Annotated in this window: 14 protein-coding genes; 4 read left to right on the forward strand and 10 right to left on the reverse strand. The window is 55.4% G+C overall.

Translation table 11 applies throughout. The annotated features are described in order from the left end of the window. Positions 1-97: 97 nt before the first annotated feature. The 4 genes from CAP48_RS18180 to CAP48_RS18195 form a co-directional block, all read right to left on the reverse strand. The gene (locus tag CAP48_RS18180) at positions 98-1,129 is read right to left on the reverse strand and encodes a tripartite tricarboxylate transporter substrate binding protein (RefSeq protein ID WP_100699291.1); all 1,032 of its coding nucleotides are present in this window, start codon (positions 1,127-1,129) and stop codon (positions 98-100) included. Positions 1,130-1,195: 66 nt separating this feature from the next. Beyond that, positions 1,196-1,954: an SDR family NAD(P)-dependent oxidoreductase gene (locus CAP48_RS18185; RefSeq protein ID WP_100699292.1), complete on the reverse strand. Its 759-nt coding sequence runs from the start codon at positions 1,952-1,954 to the stop codon at positions 1,196-1,198. After that, a complete protein-coding gene (locus CAP48_RS18190) occupies positions 1,951-2,658 on the reverse strand; it encodes an SDR family NAD(P)-dependent oxidoreductase (protein WP_100699293.1) in 708 nt (235 codons plus the stop codon). Before CAP48_RS18190 ends, CAP48_RS18185 begins: the two co-directional genes overlap by 4 nt. 9 nt (positions 2,659-2,667) lie before the next feature. Next, the gene (locus tag CAP48_RS18195; protein WP_100699294.1) at positions 2,668-3,561 is read right to left on the reverse strand and encodes an oxaloacetate decarboxylase; all 894 of its coding nucleotides are present in this window, start codon (positions 3,559-3,561) and stop codon (positions 2,668-2,670) included. A gap of 318 nt (positions 3,562-3,879) precedes the next feature. Here CAP48_RS18195 and acnA point away from each other — a divergent pair, with 318 nt between their 5' ends. From acnA to CAP48_RS18215, 4 genes are read left to right on the forward strand one after another with little or no spacing between them, the layout of a single operon-like run. After that, positions 3,880-6,588 carry an aconitate hydratase AcnA gene (gene acnA / locus CAP48_RS18200; protein WP_242444558.1) on the forward strand — a complete coding sequence of 903 codons (2,709 nt, stop codon included), beginning with the start codon at positions 3,880-3,882 and terminating at the stop codon, positions 6,586-6,588. 52 nt (positions 6,589-6,640) lie between these two features. Next, the gene (locus CAP48_RS18205) at positions 6,641-8,011 is read left to right on the forward strand and encodes a dihydroorotase family protein (protein ID WP_100699295.1); all 1,371 of its coding nucleotides are present in this window, start codon (positions 6,641-6,643) and stop codon (positions 8,009-8,011) included. Between the two features lie 29 nt (positions 8,012-8,040). Continuing rightward, complete coding sequence (locus tag CAP48_RS18210) at positions 8,041-8,766, forward strand: isochorismatase family protein (RefSeq protein WP_100699296.1); 726 nt, start codon at positions 8,041-8,043, stop codon at positions 8,764-8,766. A 25-nt stretch (positions 8,767-8,791) separates the two neighbouring features. Beyond that, positions 8,792-9,787, forward strand: a complete 996-nt coding sequence (locus tag CAP48_RS18215) for a GTP-binding protein (protein ID WP_100699297.1) — start codon at positions 8,792-8,794, stop codon at positions 9,785-9,787. Positions 9,788-9,882: 95 nt separating this feature from the next. On the opposite strand, the gene CAP48_RS18220 is transcribed toward CAP48_RS18215, so the two are convergent. The 6 genes from CAP48_RS18220 to CAP48_RS18245 all read right to left on the reverse strand — a co-directional run bounded on the left by CAP48_RS18220 (position 9,883) and on the right by CAP48_RS18245 (position 16,649). Continuing rightward, on the reverse strand, positions 9,883-10,557 hold the full coding sequence (locus CAP48_RS18220) for a GntR family transcriptional regulator (RefSeq protein ID WP_192871362.1): 675 nt from the start codon (positions 10,555-10,557) through the stop codon (positions 9,883-9,885). A 383-nt stretch (positions 10,558-10,940) separates the two neighbouring features. Further along, entirely contained in the window at positions 10,941-11,933 is a 993-nt protein-coding gene (locus CAP48_RS18225) for a tripartite tricarboxylate transporter substrate binding protein (RefSeq protein WP_100699298.1), read from the reverse strand. 71 nt (positions 11,934-12,004) lie between these two features. After that, positions 12,005-13,186 (reverse strand): alpha-hydroxy acid oxidase, encoded by a 1,182-nt coding sequence (locus tag CAP48_RS18230; protein WP_100699299.1) that lies wholly within the window; start codon positions 13,184-13,186, stop codon positions 12,005-12,007. Between the two features lie 379 nt (positions 13,187-13,565). Continuing rightward, entirely contained in the window at positions 13,566-14,462 is an 897-nt protein-coding gene (locus tag CAP48_RS18235) for a LysR substrate-binding domain-containing protein (protein ID WP_100699300.1), read from the reverse strand. A 282-nt stretch (positions 14,463-14,744) separates the two neighbouring features. Beyond that, positions 14,745-15,596 carry an NADPH-dependent oxidoreductase gene (locus CAP48_RS18240; protein ID WP_226817092.1) on the reverse strand — a complete coding sequence of 284 codons (852 nt, stop codon included), beginning with the start codon at positions 15,594-15,596 and terminating at the stop codon, positions 14,745-14,747. 279 nt (positions 15,597-15,875) lie between these two features. Next, entirely contained in the window at positions 15,876-16,649 is a 774-nt protein-coding gene (locus tag CAP48_RS18245; RefSeq protein WP_100699301.1) for a citryl-CoA lyase, read from the reverse strand. Positions 16,650-16,672: the final 23 nt, after the last annotated feature.

The raw sequence follows: 16,672 nt of genomic DNA on the forward strand, positions 1-16,672 counted from the left end.
CTGCGTCTTTTGTCGCTCTTCCCGAATATCTCGGCAGAGCAAGTGAACAGATCAACTTACTTATTACTTGTAGCGTGCCATTGTGAAAAAATCGATTTCACTCCACGCGAGCACCGGAAATTTTCACCGCCTCGGCCCACTTGGTAATTTCCTCGTCGACAAACGTGCCAAACTGATCGGGCGAGGAAGGTTTGAATTCGCTGCCCGCTCCGATCATCTTCGCCTTAGCTTGTGGGTCGGCCATGACTTCACGCATGTCGGCAGCGATTTTTTCGATCAGTGCCTTGGGCGTACCCTTGGGCGCAAAAAAGCCTGACCATGGAGGTGCGGCAAAGCCAGGAAACCCTTGTTCCGCTACCGTAGGGTAGTCGGGTGCACTGTCAAAGCGATCGGCGGTCGTGAGCGCAACAATTTTCAGTTTGCCGCTTTTGGCATAAGCCTGTACTGCCGGCAGGCCGGTAATACCGACTTGAATCTGACCACCCAGCAAATCGGTCACCATTGGAGTGCTACCGCGATAGGGAATGTGCAATAGCTCAAATCCGCTGCGGTTCTTGAGCAACTCCATGCCCAAGTGCGACGCTGTACCATTGCCATCCGAGCCGTAGGAATACTTTCCCTCGTCCTCTGTCTTCAGGAGTTCGATCAACTCGGTCAGATTGTCAGCAGGGACCTTGTTATTGACCACGATGGCATTGGGATACAGCGTGGCCTGGGTAATGGGCTCAAAATCCTTGATCGGATCGTAGCGCATATTTTTATAAAGCGAGACGTTGATCCCATGGGATCCTGTCACGCCCAGAACCAGTGTATAACCATCCGGCTTTGAGCGAGCCACGTATTCCGAACCGAGATTACCACCGGCACCCGGACGGTTTTCAACAATAACCGATTGATCCCACTTTTTGGCAAGCCCATCGGCAACCAGGCGCGCGGTAATGTCCGTGGCGCCACCGGCGGGAAACGGAACAACGATTGTAACGGGACGCGAGGGATAGCCCGCCACGCCATCATCAGCCGCCGCGCCGGTCATTGCAAATATACCCAGCGGCCCGGCCAGTAAACCCAGCGCGGTGCTTTTGAGCAGAGTACGACGCAAGCTGGCGCCGGCAGTGAAGAACTTTCTCATATTCGTGTGTCTCTCTGTGCGTGAATCAATGTAGTTAATAAAAATGTAAAACAGAACGGATCGCCGCTATATTGCGGTATATCCCCCATCTACACGTACATCTACGCCCGTCATGAACGAAGCGCTTTTACTCATGAGGAACAAGGCCATTTGGGCGATGTCTTCTACTTCCCCCAGGCGTCCGACTGGATAGCGTGAGGCCAGCATATGACGCGCCGTCTCGGCATCGCCATAACGGCGCAACACTCGACTGGTCAATACCGCGCCGGGTGATAAACTCACGGACCGAACGCCTTCGTCAGCGTGATCCACTGCAATAGCCCGTGCCAGCGCGATCAACCCTGCCTTGCTGGTGCCGTAAGCGCCTCGTCCCGGCGCGGCAACACTGCCCAACTGCGACGCAATGTTGAGCACTAAGCCCCGACCGGCACGTCGCATGGGCCCCAGTGCAAACTTGCTCATCAGCCACGCCCCGGTCAGGTTGATGTCCAACGCCTGCTGCCAGTGCTCAAGGGACAGGTCGCCCAACTTCTCGCCGGGCGTCACGACCGCGGCATTATTTACCAACACGTCAAGGCGTCCCCAGCGCGCCAGTACAGCATCGATCACACGACGTACCTGTTCGGAATCTGCCACATCGCAGGGCAAACGCAACAGGCGCTCATCGTCCTGGCCGCTGCGCTGGGCAAGTCCTTCAGCATCCAGGTCAACCAACGCGACCCGCGCTCCAGCGCCCAGGCATGCTTGGGCGATTCCCCAGCCCAGGTCACCGGCTGCACCAGTGATGACAACGACATGCCCGGAAAGGTCAGCGTTGACTGTCATACCGATGCTGCTCCTATGGATGCGCCACCGCACACGTATAGCGTTTGCCCTGTGATCGCACCAGCCTCGGGCGAAAGAAAAAAGGCGATGGTCGCGGCCACTTCGTCGGGGCGAATCAGGCGACCTAACGGCAGATCAAGCACGGGGGCTGCGCCGCGCGCCGAATCGTTCAGCATCGGCGTATCGACCACCCCAGGCGCCACCACATTTACCGTGATGCCGCGCCCGATGAGTTCGGCCGCAAGACTACGCGCCATACCGACCTGTGCAGCCTTGGTAGCTGCATATGCTGCTCGGCGTGCACGACCCAGCATGGCACGACTTGAGACCAGCACAATTCGTCCCAGCCTCTCGACCAGACGCGGGCCAAGATGGCCGACCAGAGCCAATGGCGCGGCACCATGCAGGCGCCACAGCAACTCCGTTTCTTGTGGCTGCGAATCAAAAGCCCCGCCGCTACGCATGACTCCGGCACAATGCACAAAAGCGTGCAGTTGCCCCGGCAGCTGTGTCACCATTGCGTCGATGCTAGCGTGGTCCGTCAGATCGCACGAATAATGCGTATAGGCTGGGCAAGCCGACATCGGCCAGGGCTGACAGTCGATCCCGCATACCGTCCAGCCTGCGCCTAGCAAGCGCTGAGCGAGCGCCAGCCCTATACCCGAAGCCGAACCGGTAATGACGGCGACACGTTCAGCACACATCCGCGCTCCTCACTGATCCAGAGTCGTCAGGCGTTTTTCCAGGGCGCGCATGTTTTCATAATCCATGAGCTTCATAATGTCTTCAATGCCCACAAGCAAATCCGGTCGATCTGCCGGCTCGCCCGTGGCAATCACTTCCTGCATCACGCCCAAGGCCTGCTGCATTGCGTGAATTGCTGCGGCCGGCAACATGCGCGGAAGGCTGATGCGCTTGACACCCATTTCCTTTAATCGGGGCAGTGGAATGAGGGGCGTGGTGGGGCGCGCGCGAATGCCGAAGCCCATATTGACGCTCACCGGGATGCCCGCCGCATCGACAATTCGCTGGATGTCGTCCTCGGTGCGCACAGCATCCGGAAACAGCATATCGGCACCCGCCGCTGCGTAAGCCTTGGCTCGTCGGATCGTGCCTTCGATTCCTTCTACTGCCAGGGAATCCGTACGAGCCACGATCACGAAGTCGTCATTGTGACGCGCCAGACATGCCGCCTCGATTTTCTTGACCATCTCGGCTTCGCTGATGACATCTTTGCCGGGCATGTGCCCGCAACGCTTGGGGCTGACCTGATCTTCAAGATTGACTCCCGCCACACCGGCCTCTTCAAACAACCGGACGGTGTGAAATACGTTTACCGGGTTGCCGTAACCGGTATCTGCATCCGCCGTCAGGGGGATAGAGACCGAACGCGCCAGATTGCGGCAATGGTTGACATTCTCTGCCAGTCCCATAACGCCGATGTCAGCCACGCCGAGCAGTGAATTGGAGATCGCAGCCCCGCTGGTGCATGCCGTCTTAAAGCCGGCGGCTTCGACCAGACGTATGCTATAGCCATCGTAGACTCCGGGTGAAACGATAAAGGCTTCACTTTTCAGTAACGCCCGAAACTTGCTGGCACTATTCATTCTTTGTCCATTCCCACAAAAGTAAACATAAAGACTGTCTTCACGAATCGTGAGAGGCGTTAAACACTTATCGCCCCCGAATGCCCAACAGAATATCAATCCATTCACTAAACTGTCAACTCTTTTGATCAATTTAATTTTCAAACCACTGCATGCTCGATACATCTCCAGGCGCTTTATGTATATAATCGATTGATAATTAACAATATTAAATTTTTATTGAATATATTTAGATTGACTGATAGATGACAAAATCTACCTTCACCGGGAAAACTGTTGACAATTTCAGGCGTTAAATTTAACCTTATGAAATCCTTCATGCGCCAACAAGTCTATGCCATGACAAAACAAATACAGATCCAACAGCAGTCCCTGCGCTATACCAACATACACGACATTACAGCGGCATCCGGACAGGACCTATCCGCCTTTCCGTACGTCATACGCGTGCTTCTGGAGAACGTCTGTCGCCATAAGAGCTGGGGCGCCAACATTACCGAAAACGAAGTCGCTGCCCTGCTCAAGTGGAATGAAAACGTCGGCGCCGAACTTGCGTTACACGTGGCCAGGGTTATTCTGCCTGACTCCAGTGGCCTGCCGGTGCTTCAGGATCTGGCAGCACTGCGCGATGCCGTGGCGCGCAATAACGGGGACCCCGCCACCGTCGACACTCAAGTTCCCGTTGACCTGATAGTGGATCATTCGCTGCAGGTGGACAACTGGAAGAATGCAGACGCGATGTCGCTTAATTTGCGTCGTGAATTTGAGCGCAACAACGAACGTTATGAGTTTCTGAAATGGGCACAACAAGCGTTCCGCGGCTTGCGTGTATTTCCCCCCGGCACAGGTATCATCCACCAGGTCAATCTGGAGTACATTGCCTCTGTGGTCATGAAAGACGAGCGAAAAGACGGCGCCTGGCTGTATCCGGACTTTGTCATCGGCGGCGACTCGCATACGCCAATGATCAATGCGCTTGGCGTGCTGGGATGGGGCGTGGGTGGTATCGACGCGGAAGCGGCTTTGCTGGGACATGCCTATACCTTCCCTATTCCAGAGGTAGTCGGCGTCAGGCTGGTCGGCAGCATCGCGCCCCCTGCCATGACAACAGATGCCGCTTTGCTTATTACTGAGGCGCTGCGCATGGAAGGGGTTACGGGAACCATGATTGAATTCTTCGGCCCCGCGCTGCCGGCCCTGTCAGTCCAGGAACGCGCCACCATCGCAAACATGGCTCCCGAGTATGGTGCCACTTGTGGTTTCTTTCCTGTCGATGTTCGAACACTTGAGTATCTGCTCAGTTCGGGCCGCGACCCGGCGCACGTGCATCTGATTGAAGCCTACTGCAAAGCCAATGGGCTTTTCCGGTCTTCGCCTGAACAGGAACCCCGGTACAGTCGCGTGCTGGAAATCGACCTGTCGCGCGCACAACCCTCGGTTGCCGGGCCACGTCGGCCGCAGGATCGGCTGCCAATCCATGCCGTCGCTGCTGACTTCAGGCGCCGGCTGGATAAGCCCCTGTCCGAAGACGGATTCGGCGCGCACAACAACGCCACCCGCCCGCCGCGCTCGTATATTTCCAGCATCGACGAGCTCGATCACGGCGCTGTCGTACTGGCTGCCATTACCTCGTGCACCAATACCTCTAACCCAAGCGTTATGCTCGCCGCAGGGTTGATCGCCCGTAAAGCCGTAGCGCTCGGGCTGACTGTCCCGGCATGGGTCAAAACGTCGCTCGCACCGGGCTCACGCACTGTCACACGATATCTGAAAGATGCCGGCCTGCTTCAACCGTTGGCAACGCTTGGATTCCATCTGATCGGATATGGCTGCACGACTTGCGGCGGCAAGTCCGGGCCACTGGATGACGCGGTCATAGCGCAGATCGAAAAGAAAGGGCTTGTCGTCGCAGCCGCGCTGTCAGGCAATCGAAACTTTGAAGGTCGTATACACAAACTGATCCGCGCCAATTATATCGGTGCACCGCCGCTTGTCGTGGCCTATGCACTTGCCGGAAGAATCGACATCGATTTTGAGCGTGACCCCGTGGGCCACGACAGCAACGGCAAAGCCATTTATCTGCAGGACGTTTGGCCAACGCCGGATGACATAGCCGCCTTGTTGCCGCTGGCCGGCAAGCCAGAGACTTTTTCCGAGACATATCACAGTGCAGTGATCGATACTCAAATGTGGCGCGATATGCATGCCCCCGAGGGAGTGCTGTTCCCTTGGAATCCCGACTCGCATTACCTCATTGAGCCCCCCTTTTTCAAGCATCCGTCAGATGGCGACGGACTGGCCAGGCTGGCGCAATCACTGGATGCCACCCGCGTTCTGGCCGCCTTCGGCGATTCCTTGACAACAGACCATATTTCTCCCGGGGGCGAGATACCCAGCGATACTCCCGCAGGCCAGTACCTGCTGGAGGCCGGTATCACGCCACGCGATTTCAACAGCTACGTTGCGCGTCGCTGCAATTATCAAATCATGACACGCGCGACATTCGCCAATATCCGCACTAAAAACCAATTGGTGCCGGAAGTTGAAGGCGGCTTTACCCGGTATTTTCCGGACGACATAGAAATGACGATATTTGAGGCGGCAACGCGCTATCAACAGGAAGGCCATGCAACAATTATCCTGGCCGGCAAAGAATACGGCACCGGCAGCAGCCGCGACTGGGCAGCAAAGGGCACCGCCCTGCTGGGAATACAGGCGGTAATTGCCGAGTCCTATGAACGCATCCACCGCGCCAACCTGGTCGGCATGGGAGTTCTGCCTTTGGCGTTCCAGGAAGGAGAAGGTTGGCGACAACTGGGTCTGACCGGCAGCGAATCTTTCCATTTCGAAAACGTTGAAGCAGGAATTACGAACAGCGAACTCATCAACGTCAGCGCCCGACAGGATGGTCGCGAAATCCGCTTCCAGGTACGCCCGCAAGTGTTGACGGCCGCAGAGCGACACCTGATCATGGAAGGCGGCATTCCCCGCAGCGTGCTTCGCGGCTTCCTGCAAGCAAACGATTAACCCGATACTGCACACCCCCGGCTCAACACTTAACAATACTGAAGACGACACTATGGAACTGGACCTCGTACTGACCAATACCCAAATCATGCTGCCTGGCAAGGGCCTGACACCAGGCCAGATCGGAATACGCAATGGCCGCATTGCACTCATTGTCGAGCCCAACGCCCGCCTCCAGGCAGCGGAAACGATAGACTGTGAGGGGCTCTGGACATTGCCCGGCGTTATTGACCCGCATGTGCATTTCGGTTTCGGCTCTCCTGAGACAGATTTCGAGACTGAGTCTCGCTTTGCTGCGCTGGGCGGCACGACAACCGTATTATCATTCCATCGCTCAGCAGACATACGCGACTCATTTGATGCCGTCCGCGAGCGCGCACAGAATCAAAGCTGTATTGATTTCGGCTTTCATTTTGGCATTACCAGTCATTTGCATGTTGAAACGTTGAGCGAGATCTCCCATCAGTTTGGCGTCCCTTCCTATAAGCTCTACATGATGTACAAAGGCGCATCGGGCTTGTCCAAAGGTTTCACTGACATCGACGACGGCCTGTTGTTCGCCGCGCTGCGCGAAACAGCCAAGATTCCTGGCGCGGTGCTCGGCGTGCACTGCGAGAACGTGGAAGTGATCCCCTTGCTGCGCGATCCCTTGCGGGCCGCCGGACGTGACGACTTGAAAGCATGGAACGAACAAAGTCCCGATTTCTTGGAAGCGGAAAACGTGCATCGCGTGTGCTACTTCGCCACAAAGACAGGCACCCCCGTCAACATTGTGCATCTGAGCAGCCGCGAAGCGCTGAACGAAGTACGCCGCCACCGGCTTACCCCGAACGCGCCGCCCATGTACGTCGAAACATGTCCGCACTATCTTTTTCTGAACGACGAATCCTCTGCCGGCACCTATGCCAAAGTCAATCCACCCGTTCGCGGGCAGGACGACGTCGAAGCAATGTGGGAAGGCGTGCTGGACGGCTCGGTAACGACCATTGGCTCGGATCATGTGCCTCGCAAGCGTGAAACAAAAGACAAGGACATCTGGGCAGCCAGCAATGGTTTTCCGGGTACCGGCATGATTTTGCCCATCCTGCTGCACGAGGGCTATCACAAGCGCAAGGTTCCGCTTGAAACCTTGATCAAAGTGGCAAGTGAAAATGCCGCGAAGATTTACGGCATGCCGGACAAAGGCAGCATAGAAATCGGCAAAGACGCAGACCTGTTGATTGTCGATCCAAATCTTGAGAAAACGGTCGATCCTGACACGCTGGAGTCCAACTCTGACTACTCACCCTACGAAGGAATGACACTCAAAGGCTGGCCGGTCAGAACACTGGTGCGGGGCCGGACCGTTGCCGTGGATGGGAAGATCACGCAAGACGCTAGCAATCTCCCAGGCGGGCGCTTCCTGCGTCGCCTGAATCCTTAATAACCCAACTTTGATTTATAGGAACAAACATGAGTGAAACCAAGCGGATTTGGGAAGATTTCCTCACCGAGCGCGACAAACAGGTTTTCCAGGCCGCCGGCTACGGCAAACGTGGCGGCTTCGGCAAACGCCCTGCTCTGTTTATCATCGATGTGCAATACAATTTTTGCGGCGATACGCCACAAGACATTTTGGAAGGCCTCAAGCAATACCGCACGCATTGCGGCAAAGAGGCCTGGGACGCTGTCGCGCACATGGTGCCTTTGCTTGAACTGGCCCGCGAAAAGAACATTCCAGTTTTTTATACAGAAAGTGGCCGTCGGCCTGACCTTCTGGATAGCGGCGTTCAGGTTGGAAAAAACCATCGTGGCGGTGAAAAAACCGTTGTGGCCAATACCCACGCCACCGAAACCGTTGCCCCGCTGGCGCCACGCCCGCAGGATATCCGAATTACCAAACAGAAACCCTCATGCTTTTTCGGCACCATCTTCATGAGCCATCTGAATTTTTTCGATGTCGATACGCTGATATTAGTAGGCTGCGCCACCTCTGGCTGCCTGCGCGCGACAACGGTCGATGCATATTCATATAATTTCAAGGTAATCATTCCAGAAGAGGCGACCTTCGACCGGTTCCAGGCAAGCCACGCGGTCAACTTGTTCGATATGAATTGCAAGTACGCAGATGTGATCCCAACTGCAGAAGTTGCTGATTATTTGCGCGAGCTGCCGGATTCAGAACGTGGCGCAGCATGACTATTAACGCGAAAGGTTTCGTCTAATGTCCGACCGAACAGGCTCGATCACTTCGCAACCGACGCCTGTCTTTCTGCTAACGGGGTTTCTCGGCAGCGGGAAGACAAGCCTGTTGAGCCGCTTAATACATCGTCCCGAGTTCTCCGATACCGCCGTCATTATTAACGAGTTCGGTAAAGTTGGACTGGACCATCTTCTGGTGGATCAGTCCAGCGATACCGACATTGTTTTGCTGGATTCCGGATGCCTGTGCTGCGCCATGAGCGGCTCCTTGCAGGAAAGCCTGGAGTCGCTTTATTACCGCCGGCTCAGACAAGAGATACCTCACTTTGACCGGATTGTCATCGAAACCTCCGGGCTCGCCGACCCGGGCGCCATTATCAACGCGATTGGCGGCGATCCCGCTATTGCACGCCGATTCCGCCTGGCGGGCATCATTACCACGATCGACGCCATTCATGGGCTGGAAGCCATCAGTTCCTATCGCGAGGCGGCGACCCAGCTTGCCGTAGCAGATCATCTCATTCTCACCAAGACCGATCTGCTGGAAAATCCTTCAGCAATCGGGAATCTGCAACAGGACCTGAGCATTCGCAACCCTCATGCCGAAATACAAATCGGACCGACGCTGGACGCAGCGGGAATAGGCCGGCTACTCGCGAATACCGATGACCGGCCTCGGCAGTTGCCGGCCATAAGTGACCGAACTTCTTTGCTGGGACACGTTTTCAGATATGGGATTACGGCGCACACCTTTCACATCAATAAGCCAGTATGCTGGGAAGATTATGCCAACTGGGTCCATGTCATGCAACGACAGCACGGCGAAGCATTGCTGCGCGCCAAGGGCATCCTGTGCATGGAGGATGGCGACTACTACGCCGTTCATGGCGTGCACCACCTTTTTAGCGCGCCCCGACAACTGCGCCGTGCCGTTGAAGAGCAGCAGCAAGGTGCTCTGGTGCTGATTACTGAAAAGCTCAGTCGAGAAGAGTTGGAAGCGGCCATCGCGCTTCTGTAGAAACAGAGACGAGCAGACCCCATCGGGCTCCGCTTACCGTGGTAAAACCGCCCCCCGCAGCCTCGTCATCAAATCGTCGCAGACTCATCAATCGCCTAAACCGGCAAATGATGAACAAGGTGCGCTGCCGCACGTTCAATATGTGAGCGCATCAGGGACTCAGCCAGATCTCCATCACGGCTTTTTATGGCCCGCACAATCTGCCAATGTTCGGCGTATGCGTCATCCTTACGCTCAAGCACGGTGCCCGAGTGCCGACGATAAATGCGAAGCAGATGATACAGATCGCTGCAGAGCGCCGCGATAATTCGCTGGTTGCCGCAAGCGCGGACAATACGCTCGTGAAAATCAAATATCCGGGGCGGCTCGGCTCCGGTGGCGCGCAGTTGGCGGTCTTGCTCCATCTCATTGAGCAGTGCGGCTATCTCCTGATCCGACATGCGTTGTGTCGCAAGATTGCATGCCATGCCCTCCAGGGCCATACGCATCTGGAACAGTTCCAGTGCGGATTCAGCCGAGAGTGACATAACCCGCGCCTTGATGTATGGTTCACGAGTAACAAGCTGAATGCCCTGCAACCGCCGGATGGCTTCGCGCACGGGGCCTCGGCTTACGCCGAACTCTTGCGCCATTGATGCTTCATTAATGACACTGTCCGGAGCTAATCTGCCGTCATATATGGCATCCAGAATGCGTTGGAACACGGTGTCCGCCAAGGGAATTTGAGTCTCTTGTTTATTGATTGTGTTTTCGGTCGTGCTCATGTTCATAGTGAGCCGTAGCCTATCAAATACGATGTAAAAGTGTCAACTCTTTTTACATCATCAAACAACCCAAGCGAACAAAGCGCCCAGCCACTGTTTCATCCCGCCACAACCGCTTTCTATTGATGTGTCAGCATTCCGTTCGAAAGACAAGACTGCACGCCACATGTGATTACGTCCACGGCAGAACATGGATTTCTTTGCGACCTTGTTTGGTCTGCCGCAAGGCCATCGGCAGGTCGAAGAGCGTGTATCAATGAACCGAATTCCGAGGCCCTGCTGTGTTGGTCGGCAGGGGCCTCACCTTTGATCAGGTGGCATCTCACAGAATCCGGCCCCACCGCACCGAAACGGCAGGCCGCAATGAGCACGGCCTGCACGATCCGGCGTTAGTCTATTTTCAGGTTTGTTGCCTTCACAACCTCACCCCATTTGTTCACTTCGCTCTGGACGAATGCCTTGAATGAAGCCGGTGTGTTGGGTGCAGTGGGCATCAAGAAGCCATTATTGCTGTACTTTTCGATCAATGCGGGATCTGCAAGTGCCTTGTTAAGCGCCACATTGACTTTCTCGATAATCGCCGGCGGCGTTTCCGCGGGGGCCAATATACCGAACCAGGCGGCCACGTTAAAGTCTGCTACCCCGGACTCGGCAATCGTCGGAATTTCCGGAGCGAACGGTACACGTTCTGCGGTGGTCACAGCCAGTCCGGTAAGTTTGCCTGAGCGCACATGAGGCAGCAATGGGGGCAGGTTATCAAAAATCGAAGAAACCTGTCCGCCCAGCAAATCGGCTACTGCCGGGCCGCTGCCACGATAAGGCACGTGCAAAATTGAAATACCGGCTTTCATTTTGAACAGCTCACAACCAAGATGCGCCGAGGAACCGCTGCCTGGCGAGGCGCACGTCAGCGCATCCGGGTTCTTCTTTGCATACTCAATATATTCCTTGACAGTCTTGACCGGCACCTTGGGGTTGACGGCCATAATATTGGGCACAATATTCAAGAGGCCGACTGCCGCAAAATCCTTCATAGGGTCATATCCCAGTTTCGAATACAGAGAGGGATTAATTGCAGTTGAAATTGATCCGACCAGCAGCGTATAGCCGTCAGCCTTGGATTTGGCAACATATTCGGCGCCAATATTGCTATTTGCGCCAGGTTTGTTTTCCACGATGAATGGCTGACCCAGTTCCTTGGAAAGCATATCGGCCATCAAACGCGCACTGATGTCCGTTGTGCCACCTGGCGCGTAGCCAACAACCAGCTTGACGGGTTTGGCCGGGTAGTCCGTCGCGGCATCGGCCGCATAAGTCAGCGGTGCGGCCAGCAGCCCTAATACGGCAGCCAGGTTAGTCAGTTGGTGTTTTATGTGTTTCATGGTTCCTCCAATAAAGTATCATCGCCCGGCAGCGCCGGGCGCATCGTTTTCTTGCTCTGTTGAGCGTTTGATCACAATCGCGCGAGTCGCGGAGCGTCGACCGTTTGCAGACAATCGACTGTCAGCTCTTGCAAACAGCTGCTGCCGAGCAAGGCCATGTTCGTATCGATTTCGGAATGAAAAATATCGACGACTTTTTGAATGCCTGCGCTACCCGCTACTGCCGCTCCATATAATTGTGGCCTGCCGGTGAACACCATACTGGCGCCCATCGCAACCGCCTTGAGTACGTCGGCGCCGCGCCTGAAACCGCCGTCGATCATGACCGGCATGGCGCCAGAAACCGCGTCAACGATATCGGGCAGCGCTTGCAGCGGTGAGATGGAGCCATCCAGTTGCCTGCCGCCGTGGTTCGATACGATCAGGCCATCAACCCCTGCCACGACTGCTGCCCGGGCGTCTTCCGGATGCATGACTCCTTTGAGCACGAGTTTGCCTTCCCAGTTATCGCGTATCCACCGCATATGCTCCCACGATAACCGGTCGCGACCGCCACGAAATCCGTTAGGCGGATCTTGCGTGATGGGCGGGCCAATTTGCTCGTAAAGATTGGAGAATCTGGGAACACCGCCTTTAATCAACGTTCGCATGAAAACGTTCAAACTCCATTGCGGATGCAATATTCCGTCCAGGATCAGTCTCGGACTTATTTTGAAGGGCACGGTAAAATCCAGCCGCTTGATGTTCTCACGGTTGCCGGCTACGCATGTGTCAATAGTCACAACCAGCACCGGAATTTGCGCCCGCTTCAACCGCGTCAGCAGCTTGTCTATGCGTGCAATATCCCCCGGCAAATAGGCCTGATACCAGCATCGATTCCCTGTGGCCTGCTGCAAATGCTCTAGCGGCACGTTCGACGCTCCGCTGATCACAAACGGAATGCGGGTCTCTGTTGCCACTGTAGCAAGCGCCAAATCACATTCATGCATCACGATAGCGGAAAAGCCCGTGGGTGCAAATCCCAGTGGCATCGCGTAGGTCTGTCCAAAAAGGGATACCGCGCTCGTACGCTGCTCGACCGGCCGCAGACCCCGATGTCGGAACCCGATACGCTTCATAACCGCCAGGCTCTCCGACAATGAGGCTTCGTCCTCTGTGCCGCCACAAACGTAACCCGCCACGCAACGCGGCATGAGCTTTCTGGCTTTCTTTTCAAAGTCGGATATGGAATAGTAGCGATCAAGGTTCTTCATGCACTTCTCTGCTGTTATGACTACCGACACCCTGCCTGCACGCGATGCATGACGCCAGGGATGCCAAGGCGAGAATATCCGGAACAGCAGGCGAAAATCCTAGGGGCGCTATGGGAAGCTTTAGTCGCCGTGACCCGTACTGACCGGTTGCCGGTTCACCGGATTAATCTCGAACGCAAGCAACAAAGACTGCAATTAAAGCACGTTCGATCGCGTCAGCCAAATGAAAAAATATGGGCTCATCATTCCTTTTTTTCATGAACTCATTCATCATGCCTTTTCATGAACCTGTCCACTATCACTTTTTCATGAATCCATGCACTATCGGCTTTTCATGGATCTAGCCACCAGATCGTTTCCATGAACTCTCCACTACCCGTTATAGCCCGGTGGCGACCTCTGATTGAACGAAGGCCACAAAAGCCTTGATCTTGGGTACTTCTGCAGAGTGTTCTGAATACGCGACGAAGTAGGATCCATCGCTTGGCTGTTCATAATGCCATGGAATAATCAATTTGCCGTCGCGCAGTTCTTCCTGAACCAGCAGGCGCGGCACGATAGCAATGCCACAACCGGCCTGTGCGGCCCGCATGCACATATAGAACGTATCGAACCTGGGGCCGTTATAGCTGCTATCAGTATGAAAATGCTGGTGATAGAACCAATCATGCCATGCCTCAGGACGCGATGCGCATTGAATCAGAATCATATCGGCCAGACACGCCAGCTCGTGTATTCCTTCTGGTGGTATCAGGCAGGGATGACACACAGGTATCATCCCTGCCTCAAACATTTCCCTGCATTCGGCCCCCGGCAGCGTGCCTCGTCCGTAAAAAAAAGCGATATCGATCTTGGCCTGTACCAGATCAAACGGCTTTAGCTCGCTCTGCACCTTGATGTGGATACTCGGATTTTCCTTCATGAAGCGGTTGATGCGGGGAATAAGCCAGCGGGCGCCGAAGGTTGGCTGGGTGCCGATAGTCAACACCTGGGTCTCGCTGCCATAAGAGAGGATATACCGCGACGACATATCGATTCGCGTCAGGATCTCCTTGACTTCAGACTGATACAGTAATCCTGCCGGCGTCAACTGCAACCGCTGCCTGACCCGGCGAAATAGCGGGTGCTTCAGGATTGACTCCAGCTGTGCAATCTGTTTGCTGACGGCACTTTGCGTCAAATGCATTTCTTCAGCGGCACGCGTAAAACTCATGTGTCGCGCTACGGCCTCAAAACACTGAAGGGAAGTAATGGAAGGCGTCAAACGTTTTTGCATAAGTCAGTCATTCGCGTTTCTGGATATCATTGTTCGCGCTTTTCTGCGCTGTGCGGCGGCTTGTGGCTCGTTCTCTGCCGGTTGTCCGGTACGGGGCAGGCCGTGTCACGCTGGACTGCCTCGTACCGTGCCATGCTCGGCAGAGCGGCTTGCAGGCAGCGGCCTTTTAAAACGAAGGGCCGAGTCAGAATGATTACATTTGAAATAGCTTTTCGTGCACTCTCATCCTTCGGCTTGAAGAACTGAACACGCCCTGCTCTCGCTGCTCAAACGCCAAATTGGCTATCGCAGCTCAAACCCCAGATTATTGAGCGCTTCAACCAGCCGGTGCCGGCCAGTGAGGGCTTGCGGTCCGCGAAGCCGGTTCAGCGAATGCATGTCCCACGCCGCGTCGTTCTTCATTCCCTGCGCCTTATAGAACTCTGCCATGGTGGCGTTATAGCTTTGGGTGGCGTCATCAAGCGCTGATGCATCGTACGTTTCTTTATGCAGAACCGCCGATTGCGGAAGGCGTGGTTTGATTGAAGCGGGCTTGGCCGGGTCTGGATAACCGATACACATGCCGAAGGTCGCAAATGCATAGTCGGGCAGTCCAAGCTCTTTGGCCACTTCCTCGGGTTGGTTGCGCATTCCGCCGATGTAAACAACGCCCAATCCCATGGATTCGGCAGCAACTGCCGCATTCTGCGCCGCCAGTGCAGAATCAATGGCGGCCACCAGAAAAGCCTCCATATATGTCAGGCCATCATGCGCGACGCCTCGCTTGACGCCCAGCGTCTTCAAGCGCGCCAGATCAGCCACCCAGACCAGATACAGCGGACAGCGCCGTATATGTTCCTGATTGCCCGCCAGTTGTGCCAACCGGTCCTTGCGCGCCGGATCCTGGACCGCGACCACGCTCCAGGTCTGCAGGTTGGACGACGTAGAGGCCGATTGCGCGGCAGCAACCAGCAGTTGCAGCGTGCCGGGCTTGAGTGCCTCGTCGGTATAGGCGCGCACTGAGCGATGATTGAACAGCGTCTCGATGGTTGCGTTCAGTTCATCCGGAATGAATGCAGCCTGCTGGTAACGTGCGTGCAGAAGGTCTTGCGCTGCGCCGCTAGTTTTGGCATGGGTAGAAGAATCTTGACTCATGATTTAAAAACAACTCCAAATAGGGACAGGCGACGAAATGGCCACCGCCTTATCGTCCGTCATCAATATCAATATTCGCATAATGATATACGTATCATCACTGTTAATGGTGCAACCGGTGTTTATTCCCCTTCGATTGCAGGCGCGCGTCCTCGGGGAAACATCCCAAAACCCGGCTTTGTCGCGAGCGCGGTATCTTCTATCGTCGGCCCGATAAGCGCTTCCGTGAAAAATCTACATGGCGGCCCATGGCGGACAGGTATGCAATCCAGTCATGGGTCATCGATGATGTGCAGTCGCCTGCTCTTCGACCATGGCCTTGATTTCCCGCGCCATGGGATCGCGCAATTCTTCCAGGACATGCGCCACCAGGCCGATCGCACGTGCCATCACGCCGATCCCCCGGACAATGTCCCACGGGATTTTCAGCTCACTGGCGACTGCCGCGATCGCGCCGGTGGCATTCACTGGCAGGCTCTTGCCCCGTTGCCTGCCGGCTTCATCGGCTACCGCATTCATTAGCGCCACATACGGGCCTGAAAAGCCGTTGTCTTCGGCAATTTCAAACAGGCGCGGCGCACGTGGATCCACCGGTTTATGAATATGATGACCAATCCCCGGAATGGATTTTCCATCACGCATTTGTTGCGCAACAATTTGCCGGGCAAGTGCAGAAGTATCCACCGTTACACTAGGATCCGGCAATGCGGTTTGCAAAAGACAGGCCGCATTTTCCATGCTGCCCACAAAAACACTGCCAAGCCCGTTCAGGCCAGCAGCGACTGCAGCTTGCATCGCTTCGGGGGCACCGCAAATGGTCATGCGGGTCACGATGGCGCTGGGCGTCATGCCGTGCTCCACCAAAATGACAGCCAGAGCGTTAAATACCCTGGATTCGCGTTCGTTGGGCAGGCGATCGGTTAACTCCAGAAAAGCCATATCGCCCAACGAAACCTTGCCCATGATGTCCCTGCACAGGTCCAGGCCCTTGATGGTGATAGTGTCTTCGGTGCTCCAACTGATATCGGTTCTAAGTTGTTTACGTTTAGCCATACCTCGTCGTCCTTTGCGCTAAT

It is taken from the genome of Advenella sp. S44 (genome assembly GCF_002810445.1).
Taxonomy (GTDB): Bacteria; Pseudomonadota; Gammaproteobacteria; order Burkholderiales; family Burkholderiaceae_B; genus Advenella.

Bases quoted from the DNA above. Each gene is read 5' to 3' on its own strand.
- CAP48_RS18230 (WP_100699299.1), bottom strand. From the start codon at position 13,186: ATGAAGAACCTTGATCGCTACTATTCCATATCCGACTTTGAAAAGAAA.
- CAP48_RS18190 (WP_100699293.1), bottom strand. From the start codon at position 2,658: ATGTGTGCTGAACGTGTCGCCGTCATTACCGGTTCGGCTTCGGGTATA.
- CAP48_RS18245 (WP_100699301.1), bottom strand. From the start codon at position 16,649: ATGGCTAAACGTAAACAACTTAGAACCGATATCAGTTGGAGCACCGAA.
- CAP48_RS18235 (WP_100699300.1), bottom strand. From the start codon at position 14,462: ATGCAAAAACGTTTGACGCCTTCCATTACTTCCCTTCAGTGTTTTGAG.
- CAP48_RS18195 (WP_100699294.1), bottom strand. From the start codon at position 3,561: ATGAATAGTGCCAGCAAGTTTCGGGCGTTACTGAAAAGTGAAGCCTTT.
- CAP48_RS18220 (WP_192871362.1), bottom strand. From the start codon at position 10,557: ATGAACATGAGCACGACCGAAAACACAATCAATAAACAAGAGACTCAA.
- CAP48_RS18215 (WP_100699297.1), top strand. From the start codon at position 8,792: ATGTCCGACCGAACAGGCTCGATCACTTCGCAACCGACGCCTGTCTTT.
- CAP48_RS18185 (WP_100699292.1), bottom strand. From the start codon at position 1,954: ATGACAGTCAACGCTGACCTTTCCGGGCATGTCGTTGTCATCACTGGT.
- CAP48_RS18205 (WP_100699295.1), top strand. From the start codon at position 6,641: ATGGAACTGGACCTCGTACTGACCAATACCCAAATCATGCTGCCTGGC.
- CAP48_RS18180 (WP_100699291.1), bottom strand. From the start codon at position 1,129: ATGAGAAAGTTCTTCACTGCCGGCGCCAGCTTGCGTCGTACTCTGCTC.
- CAP48_RS18210 (WP_100699296.1), top strand. From the start codon at position 8,041: ATGAGTGAAACCAAGCGGATTTGGGAAGATTTCCTCACCGAGCGCGAC.
- CAP48_RS18240 (WP_226817092.1), bottom strand. From the start codon at position 15,596: ATGAGTCAAGATTCTTCTACCCATGCCAAAACTAGCGGCGCAGCGCAA.
- CAP48_RS18225 (WP_100699298.1), bottom strand. From the start codon at position 11,933: ATGAAACACATAAAACACCAACTGACTAACCTGGCTGCCGTATTAGGG.
- acnA (WP_242444558.1), top strand. From the start codon at position 3,880: ATGCGCCAACAAGTCTATGCCATGACAAAACAAATACAGATCCAACAG.